Here is a 16,886-nt window from a genome sequence, read left to right as displayed (position 1 = left end):
CCCCATATCGTCCTGGAAAGGATATTTAGGGTAAAGGAAAGTCAACGCCGCGGACGCGCGGTCAGACGCCCAGCCGACGCCGTAGCTCGCGGGCCTGACGGCGGGACACCTCGACCCGGCTGCGCTGCCGGTCGTTCATGACCACCACCAGCGCGCCCTTGAAGTCCGGGACCAGCTCGCGCACATGGTTCAGGTTCACCAGGTACGACCGGTGGGACCGGAAGAAGTGCCCGTGCAGCCGCCGCTCCAGCTCGTTCAGGGAGAAGGTGACCAGCAGCCGCTCGTCGGCCAGCTTGAGGTAGGAGTACCCTCGCGCGGCGCTCGCGTAGACGATCGCGGACTGGTCCACCAGCACCGTGCGCCCGTCACGCTGCACGGGGACCCGGGCGAGCGGCTCCGGCCCCGCCGACTCGTCGCCGCGCCGTCCCGCCGGGCCGCCGTTCGACGAGCTCCCCGGCCCCGCGCCGGCCGAGCCGCCGGACCCCGCCGAGCCCTCCTGGGCGTCGTCGGCGCCGGAGTGCTCGAGCGCGCGCGCCACCGCGCGGCACAGGCGGTCGGAGTCGAACGGCTTGACCAGGTAGTCCGCCGCGGCCAGGTCGAAGGCCTCGACGGCGTGGTCCGGGTAGGCGGTCGTGAAGATGACCTGGGGCGGGTGCGGCAGGTCGCGCAGCGCGGCGGCGACCTCGAGACCGCTGCCGCCGGGCATGCGGATGTCCAGCAGCACCAGGTCGTACGGGAGCGACCGCAGGAGAAGGAGGGCCTCCTCGCCGTTCGCGGCCTCACCCACCACCTGGACCTGCCCGAGCTCCTCCAGCAGGTAGCGCAGCTCGGCACGGGCCGGGGCCTCGTCGTCGACGATCAGGGCGCGGGGGCGCATGCGGTCAGCGTAGCGGGACCCGCACCTCCACCACCGTCCCCTCGCCCGCCGTGGACTGGATGTCCAGGGTGAAGCGCTCACCGAACAGCGTGGTGAGCCGCTCGGAGATGTTCTGCAGCCCCACCCCGCCGCGGGCACCCGCCTCGCCCCGGGCGCCCTCAGCGCCTCGCGCCGCAGCCGCCCCGGCACCGAGCACGTCGAGCACGTCGGGAGTCATGCCGACGCCGTCGTCGGTCACCCGGATCGACGTCGTACGCGTCAGCGGGTCCACCCGGGCCTTCAGCGTGACCGTGCCGCCCGCGACCTTGTCCGCCAGACCGTGCTTCACGGCATTCTCGACCAGCGGCTGGATGGTCAGCACGGGCACGTGCGCCGTGAGGACCTGCGGATCGATGTCGTACCGCACGCGCAGGCGGTCCCCGAACCGGGCCTGCTCCAGCGACAGGTACGTGCGCACGAAGAAGTACTCCTGGGCGAACTCCGCGAGCTGCCCCTCCTGCCGCACCGCGTACCGGAAGAAGTCCGACAGGCGTAGCAGCAGCTGCCGCGCCTCGTCCGGGTCCGTCCGCGACTTCGAGGCGATCGTGTTCAGGATGTTGAACAGGAAGTGCGGGTTGATCTGGGCGCGCAGGGCGTCGAGCCGGGCGTCCGAGGCCAGCTTGCGCTCGCGGTCCGCCTCGGCGAGCTCCAGGTGCAGCGACAGGATGCTCGCCATGTCCTCGACCTGGTCGCGCGGCGCGGGCTGGTCGTGCGTGCGGAACACGCCGATGGTGCCCACGACGCGTGCGCCCACGACGAGCGGCACGACGACGCCGCTGCGCAGCGGGCAGTCGGGGTCGTCGCACCCCATGCTCGACGCCCGGCGGGACACCACGGTGCGGCCCTTGGCGATGGCGCTGCGCACGGAGGTGGCCCGCACGGGGCCGCCCGCCTCGTGGTGGTCGGCACCGGGCCCGACGAAGGCCAGGTTCAGCTCCCGGTCGGTGATCACAACGGCGTCCCCGCCCAGCAGCGGACGCAGCAGCTCGGCGGTGCGGCGTGCGGCGTCGGCGGTCAGGCCCGAGCGGAGCGGCATGCGGCGTCCGCCCGCCACGATCCGCCGGCGGGAGCGTTCGACGCCGCGGCCCTCGAAGCCGTGCTCCTCGTGGCCCGGCCGGGCTTCGGACCCGCTCCGTGGCCGGGACCAGCGCCGCAGGGTCCTGGCCGCGCGCGGGCCGCGCAGCGCGGACGGGTAGCCGAACACGAGCAGCACGGAGGCCACGGTCCCCGCCGCCACGGTGGTGCCCACCCCGAGCGGCGGCGATACGAACACCTGGGTCACCAGGTACACGACCGCCCACGTGAGCCCGATCGTCCCCGCCAGCAGCGCGCTACCGGTCCGCATCACGTTCCCCCTTGCGCCGGGCCGCACGGCCGGACCGGCGTGCCGTGGGTCCGAGGCTCGCGATGGTGAGCCGCGCCAGCCGTTCGGCATGCCGGTCCGCGGCGGTGCCGTGCAGTACCAGCCACTGCCGTTCGACGTCGTCCGGCGGGGTGGTCGCCCGGGACACGAGCCACGTGACCAGGGCGGCCAGCGGCGCCGCCACCAGGGTGGGGGTCATGAGCATCTCACCGAGACCCGGGCCGATCGGCAGGGCGCCCACCACGAACATGCTCACCGACACCAGGCCGCCCACCACCATGCCCGCCGTGGCCCCGGCCGCCGTCGTACCGCGCCACCAGATGGCCAGCACGAACACGGGCGTGAGTGCGGAGCCCGCGATGGCGAACGCCCACGTCACCATGGCGGCGACGATCGAGGGGACGCCCGGGGTGATGTCCTCCGGCTGCATGGCGATCGCGAGCCCGCCGGCCGCGAGCGCCACCACCGCGGTGCTCGCGCGGCCCGCCCACACGGCTTGGCTCTGGCTGGCGCGGGGGTTGATGTGCCGCTCGTAGACGTCGTGTCCCCAGGAGGCCGCGGCGGCGAGCAGGAGCCCCGCGATGGTGGACATCACGGCGACCAGGGCTCCGGCGGCGACGACGCCGAGCCCGGAGTCCCCGCCGTAGATGCGGCCCAGTACGGGCAGGGCGTGCTCGGGTACGCGCAGCACGCCGTCGACGGTGAGCTCCTCGAGCCAGGGGTGGTGCTCGACGGCGGCGGCGATCTGCTGGCGGGCGGCCGTGCCGAGCATGACGGCGAGCGCGTAGAACAGCCCGGCCAGGCCGAGCACCCAGACCGTCGTCATGCGGGCGGCCGTGCCGGTGGGGCTGGTGAAGTACCGGTTCATCACGTGCGGCAGGCCGGCGGTGCCCATGACGAGCGTGAGGATGAGGGCGAACTGGGCCAGGGGCCCGTACGCCGCGCCGGGCTGTCCGAAGGTCGCGGCCGCGGTCGGGTCGAGCTGGTTGGTCTCGGGCTGCAGGTGCCACCCGGTCTCGTCGTGGACGGGGTTGGCCAGCGGTTCGGCGGACAGGTCCGCGACGGCGCCGGAGTAGTGGAACCCGGATCCGGCGACGGCGACGGCGAGCCAGACGAGCGCCCCGAGCAGCACGAGGAACTGGATGGCCTGGGTCCAGGTGGTGCCGCGCATGCCGCCGAACGCGACGAGCCCTGCCACCACGGCCGTCGAGAGCACCACGCCGGTGGCGTACGCGGAGAGGCCGGGCAGCCCGTGCCCCACCAGGAGCTGCCAGGTGATGCCGCTGCCCACCGCCTGCGGTACGAGGTAGGACAGGATGACGATCTGGACCACGCCGACGGCGACGAGGCGCACGCGCTCGGAGGCGAGGCGCCGCCCGAGGAAGTCGGGGATGGAGAACTCGCCGAACCGGCGCAGCGGCGCGGCGACGAACAGCAGCACGGGCACGAATCCCGCGGCGAACCCGACGGCGTACCAGACGCCGTCGAGCCCGGAGACGTAGACCGCTGCCGCGACCCCGAGGAACGACGCGGCGGAGAAGTAGTCGCCGCAGATGGCCAGGGCGTTCGTCGCGACGCCGACCCGCTGCCCGGCGAGGTAGAAGTCCACCGTGGAGACGCCGCGCGGCCGCACGACGAGCGTGACCAGGGCGACGGCGGCGATGAGGACGGCCAGCGTGCCGGCGCTCGTGGCGGTCACGGGAACTCGCCGTCTGCGGGGTAGTCGTCGTCCGCGTCGTCGTGCCGGCCGCCGAGCATGCGGGCCTCGACCGCTGACGAGAGGGTGGCGGCCGCCAGCCCGATGACGAGGAAGAACGCGTACAGCCCGAACGCCGCCATCGCGAAGCCGGGGCTCATGCCGCCGGCCAGGCGCCCGCCCGACCACCAGCCGAGCGTGAGGGACAGGGCGGGGACGCCCATCACGGCGGCGAGGAACAGCACGAAGTGGGTGATGGCGACGCGCCGCAGCGTGCGGAACGTCGCGTCGACCTCGGCGGGTGTGTCGTGCTCGTCGACGTCCTCGTCGTCGTGCTCCATGGGATGAGACTAAGCGTCGGAAGCCCGGCGCAGGCGCCAGGCGGTGCGCAGCAGGATCACCGTGCCGCCGGCGATCATGACCAGGCCCATGCCCGGCCACACCTTGCCCCAGGATTCGGTGTCCGCGCTGACCTGGACCATCTGCACGATCTGCCAGACGACGGCGAGCACGCCGGGCGCGGCGACGACGAGGCAGTGGCCGATCGCCACCCGCCGGAACGGCAGCACCGCGCCGGCGAACGCGAGGGGGGCAGCGGCCATCGTCGCCCAGCCGAGGTAGCTCGCGTGGCCGGGGATGTGCCCCAGCGGTGTGCTGATCCAGGGCAGAACCGACCCGATCATGACGCACAGCCCTCCGATGACCATCGCCAGGCTGCCGGGGTGGAACATGCGGCGGCGCACGGCGGTACCGGAAGTGCTCGACGTCGAGGACATAGGGCGATCGTAGGGCTGCCCGGGTCATCTCGGGACCCCTGGCAGGACAGCACCCTGCCGAACGGCCGGTCGAGCTCCGCGAACGGTCACGTACGCCTCCCGAACGGTCGGGTGCTGGTGCCCCGCACCGTTCACCGCTCAGAGCGACCGCTCGCGGGGTCGCGACCGCCGCCCGGCCGGTCGGCTCTTGCGCCGCGGGGGCGTCTGCCCTTGGCTCAGACTCAGGGGCAGTTGTGATCCGCACCACAGTGCGTCTCGGCAAGGCAGGCTGCAGATGCCCCCGGGGCCGCACCACGACACGCAAAGGAGCGTCGAGACATGGCCGACACGCACGAGAGTCCGCCCGGCGGTGCACCGCCGTCGGACGGCGGGGGTGCCGCGCTGCCGGAGAACGGTTGGCGCAAGGAGTACTGGAAGAAGAACCTCCGCCTGATGGTGACGTTGCTCGTCGTCTGGTTCGTGGTCTCGTTCGGCGCAGGGATCCTGTTCGTCGAGCAGCTCAACGAGATCGTGATCGCCGGCTTCCCGATGGGGTTCTGGTTCGCGCAGCAGGGTTCGATCTACACCTTCATCCTGCTGATCCTCATCTACGCCCTGCGCATGGACAAGCTTGACGACCAGTACGGCGTCAGCGAGCGCAACGACGACGGGAGCCGGTCATGAGTGACATCCAGACCTGGGCGCTCGTCTTCGTCGCGGCGTCGTTCGCCCTGTACATCGGCATCGCCTGGCGCAGCCGGGTCAAGGAGACCAAGGGCTTCTTCGTCGCCGAGCAGAACATCCCCGCCGTCGCGAACGGCGCCGCCGTCGCGGCGGACTGGATGTCCGCGGCGTCGTTCATCTCGATGGCCGGCCTCATCGCCTTCCTCGGGTCGGACGGGTCCGTCTACCTCATGGGCTGGACGGGCGGCTTCGTGCTGCTCGCCCTGCTGCTCGCGCCGTACCTGCGCAAGTGGGGCAAGTTCACGGTGCCCGAGTTCGTCGGTGACCGGTTCTCCGAGACCGTGCGGTCGGTAGCGGCCGTCGTCGCCATCATCGTGTCCTTCACCTACGTGGTGGGGCAGATGGCCGGCGGCGGCATCGTGTTCTCCCGGTTCCTCGGGGTGGAGCAGGCGGCCGGCGTGGCGATCGCGGCGGCGGTCATCTTCGCGTACGCGGTGTTCGGCGGCATGAAGGGCATCACCTGGACCCAGGTGGCCCAGTACACGGTGATGATCACGGCCTACCTGATCCCGGCCTGGGCCGTCGCGCACACGATGACCGGCTTCCCTGTGCCCCAGATCTCGTTCGGCGAGATCCTGGCCGAGCTGAACCGGATCGGCGCCGAGTTCGGGCTGCCGGTCTACACCGAGGCGTTCACCGCCCGGCCGCAGCTCGACGTCTTCCTGGTGACCCTGTCGCTCATGATCGGCACCGCGGGCCTGCCGCACGTGATCATCCGGTTCTACACGACCAAGACGGTCCGCGGGGCGCGCTACTCGGCCCTGTGGGCGCTGGTCTTCATCGGCCTGCTCTACACCACGGCCCCGGCCGTGGGTGCGTTCACGAAGCTCAACCTGCTCTCGGGCGTGCAGGGCGCCGCCGTCGACGCCCTGCCCTCCTGGGTGCAGAACTGGATGGCGACCGGACTGGTCACCGTGGGTGAGGGCGTCGACACCATCGGCACGGTCAGCAACGACCCGACGTCGGGCGCCGACCTGATCATCAACAACGACATCCTGGTGCTCGCCAGCCCGGAGATCGCCGGCCTGCCGGCTCCGATCGTCGGGCTCGTCGCGGCGGGTGGCCTCGCGGCCGCCATGTCGACGGCGGCCGGGCTGCTGCTGGTCATCTCGTCGTCGGTGTCCCACGACCTGTACTTCCGGTACGTGGACCACCACGCCTCGGAGAGCCGCCGGCTGCTCGTCAGCCGGATCGCGATGGGCCTGGCCGTGCTGGTCGCCATCTATTTCGGCATCAACCCGCCGGCGTTCGTGGCCCAGGTGGTCGCCTTCGCCTTCGGACTCGCCGCGTCCACATTCTTCCCGATCCTGCTGCTCGGGATCTTCTGGAAGAGGACCAACGCGGCGGGCGCCGTCTCCGGCATGCTCGCGGGCCTGGCCTTCACCTCGACGTACATGATCTACACGCTCGAGGTGTTCGGTACCCAGTCGAACGAGCACATCCTGGGCATCAGCCCCGAGGGCATCGGCGCCATCGGTGCGGTGGTGAACCTCGTGGTCACGGTCATCGTGTCGCTGGCGACCAAGCCGCCGTCGCACGAGATCCAGGAGATGGTCGAGAACATCAGGTACCCCGCGGCCGTCCGGCGCACGGAACCCACCGCCTGATCACCTTGCTGTGGGTACGTGGTACATCCGCCCCTGGATCCCCCCGCCCCGTACCCACAGCCTCCCCCGGTGCCCGACGCCGCCCGGCGTCGGGCACCGGCGTCTCGTGACCGCCCGGCTGCGAACGGGCCCGTAGGCTTGTCGGATGCACCTCGTCGCCCAGGACCTCGCCTTCGCGTACCCGGGGCGGGACGTGCTGGCCGGCGTGAGCGTCACCGTGAACGACGGCACGCGGCTCGGCGTCGTCGGAGAGAACGGGTCCGGCAAGTCCACGTTCCTGCACCTCCTGGCAGGCGACCTGCAGCCACGGTCGGGTGCGGTACGTCGCCAGGGCACCGTGGCTCTCGTCGAGCAGGAGCTGCACCCCACACCCGGCCAGACCGTCGGCGACGTCGTCGCGGGCACGCTCGACGGCCTGCGGGCGGCCGCCGCCGAGCTCGAGGCCGCAGCCGCCGCGTTCGACCACGGCTCGGGCGACCTCGCGGTGCTGGAGCGCACCCTGTCGCTGGCCGAGCACCTCGCGGTCTGGGACGCCGACCGGCGCGTCGAGGTGGCGCTCACCCGGCTGGGCGCGCCACGCGACCCCGACCGGCGGCTCGACCAGCTCAGCGTGGGGGAGCGGTTCCGCGTCCGCCTCGCGTGCCGGCTGGCCGAACGGTCCGACCTGCTCCTGCTCGACGAGCCCACCAACCACCTCGACGACTCCGCCATCGAGTTCCTCACCGGTGAGCTCGTCGCGTGGCGCGGCGGCGTCGTGCTGGTCACGCACGACCGCGAGCTGCTGGACGACGTCGCCACCGCGATCCTCGACCTCGACCCGTCCTGGGACGGCAGGCCGGTGCTCTACGGGCAGCCGGGCTACCTGGCCTACCGGTTCGCGAAGAACCAGTCCCTGCACCGCTGGCGGCAGCGGTACCGGGCCGAGCGCAAGCGGGCGGCGGCGCTCGCCGAGCGGCTGGACGAGTCGTACGAGGGCCTGTCCGACGAGTGGCGCCCCGAGAAGGGCTCGCAGAAGCACCGCCGCGCCACCCACGCCCGCATCCACGTCAAGGCCGCCGACCGGCTCGTCCAGAAGCTCGAGGCGGAGGCGATCGAGGTGCCGACGCCGCCGGTCGAGCTCGGGTTCCCCGACCTGCCCGCGATGTCACCGGGCTGGGACCCCGGCCAGCCGGTGGTGGAGGTGCGCTCGCCGCGGGTCGGTAAGCCGCGGGTCGGTACGCCGCAGGACGGCGACGACGGCGCGCGCCTGGACCTGCCCGGGACCCGGATCGCGGTGCCGCCGTCGGGCCGGCTGCTCATCGTGGGGCCGAACGGCACCGGCAAGTCGACCCTGCTCGGGGCGCTGGCCGGCACCCTGGAGCTCGACCGGGGCAGCCGGGCCCTCGCGCCGGGCGCCCGGATCGGCGTCGTCGGACAGGAGAGCCTGCCCATCACCGGCCGGGCACGCCTGCGGACCGGTTTCGAGACGTACGCCGACGAGGCGCTGCGGCTGCTCGCCTCCGGGGAGCTGGACCCCGACCACGTGGTGCCCGTCGCGGGGCTCGGCCTGCTCAGCGAGGAGGACCTGGACCGGCCGCTCGCCGAGCTGTCCGCGGGCCAGCGACGCCGGTTCGAGCTGGCGCGGGCGCTGCTGCACGCACCGCACCTGCTGCTCCTGGACGAGCCGACGAACCACCTGTCGATCGACCTCGTCGACGAGCTGACCCGTGCCCTGCAGGCCACGCCGTGCGCCGTGGTGGTGGCCACCCACGACCGCCGCATGCGGTCGGACCTGGAGGACTGGCCGGTGCTGGACCTGACCTAGGGCCCGGTCGGGCCCGAAGCTGTCGTCTACCCCGCGATTGTGCCCGAAGCTGTCGTCGATTTCGGGCCCAATCGCTGGGTAGAAGCGGACCTCTGCGAGGACGACCTCACGGAAGCCGCCCCACGTGGGCCATCGCCTGCTTGAGCAGCATGCCCTGACCGTTCATCATCTCGGCCTGGACGTCGTCGGCGCAGGCCTCCTCGGGCGTGAGCCAGGCGAGGTCCAGGGCGTTCTGCTGCGGGCGGCAGTCGCCCGTGACCGGCACCACGTACGCCAGCGAGACCGCGTGCTGGCGCGGGTCGTGGAACGCGGTGATGCCCGGCGTCGGAAAGTACTCGGCCACCGTGAACGGCTGGGGCGACGGCGGGACCTGGGGCAGCGCGACCGGGCCGAGGTCCTTCTCGATGTGCCGCAGCAGCGCGTCCCGGACGCGTTCGTGGTACATGACGCGCCCCGAGACCACGGCCCGCGTCATCGTGCCCTGCGTGTTGACCCGCAGGAGCAGCCCGACGGCGACCACGTCACCGGAGTCGTCGACCCGGACCGGCACGGCGTCGACGTACACGAGCGGGAGCTGTGCCCGTACGACCGCGAGGTCCTCGTCGGTCAGCCACCCCGACACCTGGGAGGGATCGCGGTAGAAGTCGTCGTCGGATGGGTAGTCGGCAGTGTCCGTCACGGGTCCGTTCTACCAGTTCGTGCTGCGCGGTGCCGGACCCCGCGCCGCACGTGGAATAGCGGAGGGCGCCACCGTGCTTCACCAAGGAGACCGTCCAACGAGAGGAAACGAGACATGGCCACCGTCGACATCACCGACGCCACGTTCGAGAAGACCGTCAACGACAGCGAGATCGTCCTGGTGGACTTCTGGGCCACCTGGTGCCCGCCGTGCAAGATGTTCGGTCCCGTCTTCGAGGCGTCCTCGGAGAAGAACACCGACATCGTCCACGCCAAGGTCGACACCGACGCCAACCCCGGTATCTCGTCGGCCGCGCAGGTCACGTCCATCCCCACGCTCATGGCCTTCCGTGACGGCGTGCTGGTCTTCCGTCAGGCGGGCGCGCTGCCCGCGAAGGGTCTCGCCGAGGTCGTGGAGGCCGTCCGCGGCCTCGACATGGAGGCCGTGAAGAAGGACCTCGCGGCACAGCAGAACTGAGCCGACTGGGCCGGCACAGCACCACCGAGGGGTGCGCGAGGGGGGACTCGAACCCCCACGTCCGAAGACACCAGGACCTAAACCTGGCGCGGCTGCCAATTACGCCACTCGCGCGCGGCGCCCAGTCTACGGGTCCGCGGGCAGGTCAGCGGAATGCGGCGAGCCCCGTGATGTGCCGGCCCAGCACCAGCGTGTGCACCTCGTCGGTGCCCTCGTAGGTGCGCACCGACTCCAGGTTGTTGGCGTGCCGCATGGGCGAGTGGTCCAGCGTGACGCCGTTGCCGCCCAGCACCGTGCGGGCCTCCCGGCACACCTCGATCGCGATGCGGGCGTTGTTCAGCTTGCCCGCAGAGATCATGTGCCCCTCCAGGCGCCCGGCATCCTTGAGCCGTCCCAGGCGCAGTGCCATGAGCTGGGCCTTGGTGATCTCCAGGGCCATGTCGACGAGCTTGGCCTGGGTGAGCTGGAAGCCCGCGATCGGGACGCCGAACTGCTCGCGCCCCTTGGCATAGGCGAGGGCGGCCTCGAACGCGTCGCGCGCTGCGCCGACCGTGCCCCACACGATGCCGTAGCGCGCCTCGTCCAGGCACGCGAACGGCCCGGCCAGGCCGGGATGCTCCGGCAGGAGGGCGTCCGCAGGCACGCGGACGCCCTCCAGCGTGATGTCGCACTGCACCGACGCGCGCATCGACAGCTTCGGCTCGATGGGCACCGCGGTGAACCCCGGGGCCGACGTCGGCACGATGAACCCGCGCACCCGGTCGCGCGTGCCGCCGCCGTCGGCCGGCTCGGCAACCTTGGCCCAGATGATCGCGACGTCCGCGAACGAGGCCATGCCGATCCACCGCTTGGCGCCGTCCAGGACCCACTCGCCGCCGGTGTCGCCGCCCTCACTGCCGGGCTCGAACCGGGCGCGCGTGGTCATGCTCGCCGGGTCGGAGCCCGCCCCCGGCTCCGTGAGCCCGAAGCAGCCCACGACCTCGCCGGTCGCCATGCGGGGGAGCCACTCCTGCTTCTGGGCCGCGGAGCCGTGGTGGTGGATCGCGGACATCGCCAGCGAGCCCTGCACCGACACGAAGGTGCGGATGCCGGAGTCGCCCGCCTCCAGCTCCCGCACGGCCAGCCCGTACTCGACGGCGGACCGGCCGGCGCAGCCGTACCCGTCCAGGTGCATACCGAGCAGGCCCAGCTCACCCAGCTCCGGGACGAGCTCGCGCGGGAAGTGGGCGTCGGCGAACCAGCGGGCGATGTTCGTCCGGATCCGGCGGTCCACGAACTCGCGCACCCGGTCGCGGGTGGCCAGCTCGGCCTCGCTCAGCTCCGCGTCGAGGTCGAGCAGGTCGGCGGGCGAACCCATCAGCGCTGCCTCTCGTGCTCAGTCATCAGGGCCCGCTCAGTCATCTGGACAACCTGTTCAGTCATCGATGCCGAGGGCCTTGCGCACCCGGGCCACGTGGCCGGTGGCCTTGACGTTGTAGTACGACTGGGCCACGGTCAGGTCCGGGTTCACCACGAACGTGGAGCGGATGACGCCCACGTACGTCTTGCCGTAGTTCTGCTTCTCGCCCCAGGCGCCGTACGCCTCCAGCGTCGCGTGGTCCTCGTCGGAGGCGAGCGGGAAGGTCAGCGCCTCCGCGTCGGCGAACGTGGCGAGCTTCGCGACCTTGTCGGGCGAGATGCCGACCACGGCGTAGCCGGCGCCCTGCAGGGAGGCCAGGGAGTCGCGGAAGTCGCAGGCCTCCTTGGTGCAGCCGGGCGTTGCGGCCGCCGGGTAGAAGTACACGATGACGCCCTTGTCGGTGCCGCTCGCGAGGTCGGCGAGGCGGACGGTGGCGCCGTCGGCGGTGGGCAGGTTGAAGTCGGGAGCCTTGTCCCCGGATTCGAGACGAGTGGTCATGCCGTAACGGTAACCGCCCTTCCGGCCCAGGGAATCCGCCCCGCCGAGTCGCGTAACGTAGGTCTGCGTGAGCACTCCCGCCGTACCTGATTCCGGCACCAAGCCCGGCACCCTCCCGATCCGCATGCTGCACGACCGGCTCCTGGTCGAGCCCGAGACGGACGCGGCGGAGCGGCAGTCGACGGCCGGCCTGGTGATCCCGGCCACCGCCGTCGGGTCCAAGCGCCTCGCATGGGCCACGGTCGTGGCCAAGGGCGAGCACGTGCGGCAGGTCGACGTCGGCGACCGCGTCCTGTACGACCCCGAGGAGCGTGCCGAGGTGGACCTGGCCGGCCGGGACTACGTGCTCCTGCGGGAGCGCGACGTGCACGGCGTGGCCGAGAGCGACGAGGCGGACGGCTCGACGGGGCTGTACCTGTAGTCCGGCTCCCGCCGGAGCGGGCTGTCGCGCAGTTCACAGGTCGCGGCCGGCCGTTCGGTTACCGATGACGTTGCTGGTCCTGGTAGTGTTTCTCTCCGTTGCGCGCCATTAGCTCAATTGGCAGAGCAGCTGACTCTTAATCAGCGGGTTCTAGGTTCAAGTCCTAGATGGCGCACCAGCACGGCGGTCTCGCGACCCCCTCCCGGGGTGGTGGCGAGAGCGGTCGTGAGGCGCAGAAATCGGTGCGCCAGAGGGTCCAGGCCCTGGTAATCTTTCCGTCGCAGGCGCCATTAGCTCAATTGGCAGAGCAGCTGACTCTTAATCAGCGGGTTCTAGGTTCAAGTCCTAGATGGCGCACAACCTGACGAAGGCCTCCACTCCGGTGGGGGCCTTCGTCGTTCCCGGAGCCCGTGCCGCGCGCACACTTCACCCGCACCTGCCGCTCTCCTGACCAGCCAGTTCATTCAGGTGCCGCACAGTTTGTCCGGTTGTTGCCTTCTGCTCCTGTTCCGTTCACCCGTCCAGGCGACGGTGACCGGCGGGCGTGCCCAGAGCCGCCCACCCTGACGGAACAGAGAGAGGACGGCCATGCGGCCAGTCACGAGAGAACAGCGAGGTCGGCAGCAGGCCGGTCTCGTCGCAGCGGTCACGGCGGCGACGCTCGTCATGACGGGATGGGTCGCGACGTCGTCGTCCGCCACGCCCGCGGACACCGAGCGCCCCGCGGGCGACACGACCGCGGCGGCCCCGCGCGAGCCCGCGGCCCCGGCGTCGGGCGGCCCGGTCCTCACGCCGGCCGACGGCGCGTTCCTCGAAGGGACGGCCGCGCTCGCGGCCGAGCCCGTCGCCCCGGGCGACGACGTCCAGAGCCTCACGGTCGACGGCACGGACGTGCCCGGCGCCACCGAGACGCTCGGTACCTCGATCCTCGGCTACGACGTCGGCAGCAACTCGACCGAGGCGCGCTACCAGAACTACGTCACGGTCAACGGGTCGGAGCCGATCCACCTGCCGGACGCCGCGAACGAGCGCGTCGAGCTGGAGGTCCCCAACGAGTACCTCGTGACCGGCGAGAACACGGTCGAGGTGGTCGCCGGCACGTTCGACGCGAGCTGTGGCGCGAACCACGACGACTTCGTGCTGTCCGACTTCACGCTGGAGCCGCTCGGCGAGCTCGCCGACGGCGAGGAGAACGAGTACACCTACGCGTTCGGCGACGGCAGCTGCGGCAGCAACGGCAACCTGCTGCTGCGGGCCGAGCTGTCGTTCTTCCTGCAGGGTGACCCGCAGGGCACCACGGGCCTCAGCGCAGACCTCGACACCACCACGCTCACCAACGGCGAGCACACGATCGAGGCACGCACCGCGTCGGGCGACGTCACGGCGCACGAGGTCCGCGTGAACAACGCCCCGACCGGTGCCCCGCGGCTCACGCCCGTCGACGGCACCCTCACCAACGGCACGGTGGCCGTGGCCGCCGCCCGCCCGGCAGGTGGGGACGGCGGGGTGAGCGAGCTGCTGCTCGACGGTGCGGAGCCCGCCGCGCTGCCGACGCTCGGCAACGGCGCCGCCACGTTCTCGTTCGACGTCGGCTCCAACTCGATCGACGACGCGTACCACAACTTCCTGCTGGTCAACGGCTCGCGCGTGGAGCTGGGCGGCGACTGGGCGAACGAGCGGGTCGACGTGACCATCCCGGCGAGCCTCCTCGTGCCGGGCGACAACGCGATCGAGGTCGTGACCGGCGACTACCGCTCGTCCTGCGGCACCAACCGTGATGACTTCGCCATCTCCGGGCTGGACCTGGTGCTCGACGGCGCGACGGTCACGGGCCACGACGTCGCCGACTCCTACGCCATGGGCGACGGCGGCTGCGGGAGCAACGACAGCCTGCTGCGCGAGGTAGCTCTCACCTACACGATCGACGCCCCCGCGGTCACCCTGCACGACTCGCTGGGTGCCGGGGACGCCGTGCTGGCCTTCGACGTCGGCTCCAACTCGATGGAGGCGCGCTACCACTCGTACCTGCAGATCAACGGGCACAAGCTGACCCTGGACGACCGGGACTACCGGTCCGAGCGCGCCGAGATCACGGTGCCGAACGAGTGGCTCCTGTCCGGCTGGAACCGGATCGACGTGGTCGCGGGGACGCTCTACGGAAGCTCGTGCGGTGACAACCGCGACGACTACGCGCTGTCCGACCCGGAGCTGGTCCCGGCCGAGGGCACGGCGTCGCACGTGAGCATGCGCGCGAGCCACAACATCGGGGACGGCAACTGCGGCAGCAGCGTGAACCCCGAGGTCGAGGTCGACTGGGTCTTCCACGTCGACGCTCCGGCGCGCGGCCTGATCGCACAGGTCGACACGGCCACGCTGCCCGACGGCGAGCACGAGCTCGCGGCCACCTCCACCACGGGCGAGACCGCCACCCGCGCCCTGTTCACGGACAACACCGGGCCGGCGCTCGGCACCTCCACCCCCGCCGACGGCGACCGCATCACCTCCAGCGTGCCGCTCGCGGTCTCCGTGGACGACGCCTCCGGTGTGGTGCAGGGCCCGGACATCACGCTCGACGGCACGGAGATCGCCGTCGGGGACCCGGTCGGGCCCGGGCTCTCCGCCGGCGAGCACACCCTCGCGGTCGCCGCGACCGACGGCCTCGGCAACGAGGTCACCCACGAGGTCACGTTCACGAGCGCCGGGATCCCGGACACCCCGGCCGACGTCGCACCGGCGTCGGGCGCCTCGGACGTGGGCGGCACGGCGACGCTGAGCGCGCAGGTCACCGAGCCGGACGGCGGCGAGATCACCACGACGTTCTCCAGCGCCGAGATCCTCACCCCGACCCAGGCCTGGCAGGGCGAGAGCGACGGCGTGCCGACCGACCTGCGGGTGCCCGGTCAGGAGAAGCTGGGCACCAAGGCGCTGGCGCCGGGCGACGGCAGGTCGGCCGACGCGCCGACGTCGAGCGACGTGACGTTCCAGCGGTTCGACGTGCCCGTGCGCGGCAAGGTCGAGGCGCCGGTGCTGCGCTGGGAGGGCACCGCCGACCCGGCGCGCCTGGTCGGCCTGCGGGCCTGGAACCCGGACACCCGGGCCTGGGACGTGGTCGCCTCGGCACGCGGCGCCGTCGAGGGCAGCACGGTGCTCGAGGCCGCGGTGACCCGCGACTACGTGGTCCGCGGCAAGGTGCACGCCATGGTCACGGGCGAGGACCCGTTCGCGGACGACATCGACGCCGGTTCGGGCGACCGGTTCGCCAACCCCGACGACTACGACTTCTCGATGGTCCACTACACGGACACGCAGTACCTGTCCGAGGGCGCCGTCGAGCAGGAGAGCGCCGAGGAGCGGGCCGTGTGGGGCAAGGCCTACACGGGCGTCATGGACTGGATCGTCGACAACGCCGAGGAACGCAAGATCGCGTACGTCGCGCACACCGGCGACATCATCGAGAACAACATCCGGAACCTCCCGCCGGAGCTCGAGGAGCAGGTGGAAGGCGAGTTCGAGTTCGCCTCGGAGGCCCAGGGCCGGATCGACGCGGCGGGCATCCCGAACGGCGTCGTCGCGGGCAACCACGACAACCAGTCGGGGACCGACCCGGAGCTGTTCAACCAGCACTTCGGTCCGGACCGCTACGAGGCGCTCGCCGAGGGCTGGGAGAACGCCACCTACGGCGGCTCCATGAAGCCGGGCTCGAACGAGAACCACTACGACCTGTTCTCGGCCGGCGGCCTCGACTTCGTGGTGGTGGGCCTGTCCTACGGCGTGACGCGGGACGAGGCCGAGTGGGCCGCGGAGATCTTCGACCGCTACTCGGACCGCAACGGCATCCTGCTCACGCACGACTACCTGGAGCCGTCCTCGTCGCCCGACGGGCGCGGGGCGAACTTCGGCGGGTCGGACGGGCCGCTGCTCTACAACCTGCTCGTCAAGGACAACCCGAACGTCTTCATGGTGCTCGCCGGGCACCGCCACGGCGTGGGCACCAACGTGCGCCCGCCCGTGGTCGGCGACATCGGCGGCGGCGTGGTCGAGCTGCTCGCGGACTACCAGTTCTACACGGTGTCCGCGGACCAGCTGGGGCTCACCGAGATCGGCGGGTACGACCCCACCGACCGGCTCCGGCTCGGCGCGTCGTTCTTCCGCATGCTGCAGTTCGACGTCGACCGCGGCGAGGTGTCCATCGACACCTACTCGCCGCTGCTGGGGGAGTTCGGCGCCACGGAGTACGACGAGGACCAGCGGTACAACGGTCTCGAGGACAACATGGTGCTGCCGGTCGACCTGACGTCCCGCACCACGTCGTTCACCACGGAGTCCGTGGTGCTGTACGACCCGGTGCACGAGATCGGCACGGCCACGGTGACCTCCGGTGAGGTCGCCTCCGTCCGGTGGGACGGCCTCAAGCCGGGCCGTACCTACGCCTGGTTCGTCACGGCCAGCACCTCCGGGGGCGGCACGACGACGGCATCGCCGGCGTACTTCACCACGGCACGGCGTTGAGGTTCCGGCCTCTAGGAC

The 16,886-nt window shown here is 71.7% G+C and carries 14 protein-coding genes and 3 tRNA genes; 8 read left to right on the top strand and 9 right to left on the bottom strand.

Annotated elements, in window-relative coordinates; translation table 11 throughout:
* Positions 1-61 precede the first annotated feature (61 nt).
* The 5 genes from ACFSL2_RS10640 to ACFSL2_RS10620 are packed head-to-tail and all read right to left on the bottom strand — an operon-like array spanning position 62 to position 4,751.
* The gene (locus ACFSL2_RS10640) at positions 62-877 is read right to left on the bottom strand and encodes a LytR/AlgR family response regulator transcription factor (RefSeq protein WP_377197833.1); all 816 of its coding nucleotides are present in this window, start codon (positions 875-877) and stop codon (positions 62-64) included.
* A gap of 4 nt (positions 878-881) precedes the next feature.
* A complete protein-coding gene (locus tag ACFSL2_RS10635; RefSeq protein WP_377197832.1) occupies positions 882-2,261 on the bottom strand; it encodes a histidine kinase in 1,380 nt (459 codons plus the stop codon).
* Positions 2,248-3,978, bottom strand: coding sequence for a solute symporter family protein (locus ACFSL2_RS10630; RefSeq protein WP_377197831.1), 1,731 nt, complete (start codon positions 3,976-3,978; stop codon positions 2,248-2,250). Before ACFSL2_RS10630 ends, ACFSL2_RS10635 begins: the two co-directional genes overlap by 14 nt.
* On the bottom strand, positions 3,975-4,316 hold the full coding sequence (locus tag ACFSL2_RS10625; RefSeq protein WP_377197830.1) for a hypothetical protein: 342 nt from the start codon (positions 4,314-4,316) through the stop codon (positions 3,975-3,977). The genes ACFSL2_RS10630 and ACFSL2_RS10625 overlap by 4 nt, the downstream gene beginning before the upstream one ends.
* 9 nt (positions 4,317-4,325) lie before the next feature.
* Complete coding sequence (locus ACFSL2_RS10620) at positions 4,326-4,751, bottom strand: hypothetical protein (protein ID WP_377197829.1); 426 nt, start codon at positions 4,749-4,751, stop codon at positions 4,326-4,328.
* Between the two features lie 318 nt (positions 4,752-5,069).
* Between ACFSL2_RS10620 and ACFSL2_RS10615 the strand changes: the two genes are divergently transcribed.
* The 3 genes from ACFSL2_RS10615 (at position 5,070) to ACFSL2_RS10605 (ending at position 8,885) form a co-directional block, all read left to right on the top strand.
* On the top strand, positions 5,070-5,414 hold the full coding sequence (locus tag ACFSL2_RS10615; protein WP_377197828.1) for a DUF4212 domain-containing protein: 345 nt from the start codon (positions 5,070-5,072) through the stop codon (positions 5,412-5,414).
* Complete coding sequence (locus tag ACFSL2_RS10610; protein ID WP_377197827.1) at positions 5,411-7,081, top strand: sodium:solute symporter family protein; 1,671 nt, start codon at positions 5,411-5,413, stop codon at positions 7,079-7,081. Before ACFSL2_RS10615 ends, ACFSL2_RS10610 begins: the two co-directional genes overlap by 4 nt.
* A gap of 145 nt (positions 7,082-7,226) precedes the next feature.
* On the top strand, positions 7,227-8,885 hold the full coding sequence (locus ACFSL2_RS10605; protein ID WP_377197826.1) for an ABC-F family ATP-binding cassette domain-containing protein: 1,659 nt from the start codon (positions 7,227-7,229) through the stop codon (positions 8,883-8,885).
* A gap of 106 nt (positions 8,886-8,991) precedes the next feature.
* On the opposite strand, the gene ACFSL2_RS10600 is transcribed toward ACFSL2_RS10605, so the two are convergent.
* Positions 8,992-9,564 carry an NUDIX hydrolase family protein gene (locus ACFSL2_RS10600; protein WP_377197825.1) on the bottom strand — a complete coding sequence of 191 codons (573 nt, stop codon included), beginning with the start codon at positions 9,562-9,564 and terminating at the stop codon, positions 8,992-8,994.
* Between the two features lie 114 nt (positions 9,565-9,678).
* On the opposite strand from ACFSL2_RS10600, the gene trxA reads away from it, so the two are divergent.
* Positions 9,679-10,041 carry a thioredoxin gene (gene trxA, locus ACFSL2_RS10595; protein WP_377197824.1) on the top strand — a complete coding sequence of 121 codons (363 nt, stop codon included), beginning with the start codon at positions 9,679-9,681 and terminating at the stop codon, positions 10,039-10,041.
* Between the two features lie 32 nt (positions 10,042-10,073).
* Here trxA and ACFSL2_RS10590 read toward each other — a convergent pair.
* The 3 genes from ACFSL2_RS10590 to bcp form a co-directional block, all read right to left on the bottom strand.
* Positions 10,074-10,155, bottom strand: a tRNA-Leu gene (locus tag ACFSL2_RS10590).
* Between the two features lie 31 nt (positions 10,156-10,186).
* A complete protein-coding gene (locus ACFSL2_RS10585; protein WP_377197823.1) occupies positions 10,187-11,398 on the bottom strand; it encodes an acyl-CoA dehydrogenase family protein in 1,212 nt (403 codons plus the stop codon).
* A 57-nt stretch (positions 11,399-11,455) separates the two neighbouring features.
* Positions 11,456-11,938, bottom strand: coding sequence for a thioredoxin-dependent thiol peroxidase (bcp, locus tag ACFSL2_RS10580; RefSeq protein ID WP_377197822.1), 483 nt, complete (start codon positions 11,936-11,938; stop codon positions 11,456-11,458).
* Positions 11,939-12,062: 124 nt separating this feature from the next.
* Between bcp and ACFSL2_RS10575 the strand changes: the two genes are divergently transcribed.
* From ACFSL2_RS10575 to ACFSL2_RS10560, 4 genes are all read left to right on the top strand, one after another.
* On the top strand, positions 12,063-12,359 hold the full coding sequence (locus ACFSL2_RS10575) for a GroES family chaperonin (RefSeq protein WP_377200799.1): 297 nt from the start codon (positions 12,063-12,065) through the stop codon (positions 12,357-12,359).
* Positions 12,360-12,461: 102 nt separating this feature from the next.
* Positions 12,462-12,537 (top strand) — tRNA-Lys (locus ACFSL2_RS10570).
* Between the two features lie 106 nt (positions 12,538-12,643).
* Positions 12,644-12,716 (top strand) — tRNA-Lys (locus ACFSL2_RS10565).
* A 231-nt stretch (positions 12,717-12,947) separates the two neighbouring features.
* Positions 12,948-16,868: a metallophosphoesterase gene (locus tag ACFSL2_RS10560; RefSeq protein ID WP_377197821.1), complete on the top strand. Its 3,921-nt coding sequence runs from the start codon at positions 12,948-12,950 to the stop codon at positions 16,866-16,868.
* The last annotated feature ends 18 nt before the right edge of the window (positions 16,869-16,886 follow it).

This window comes from Promicromonospora aerolata (genome assembly GCF_042682255.1).
In the GTDB taxonomy this organism is placed as follows: Bacteria; Actinomycetota; Actinomycetes; order Actinomycetales; family Cellulomonadaceae; genus Promicromonospora; species Promicromonospora aerolata.
This window is presented reverse-complemented; position numbering and strand designations above follow the sequence as displayed.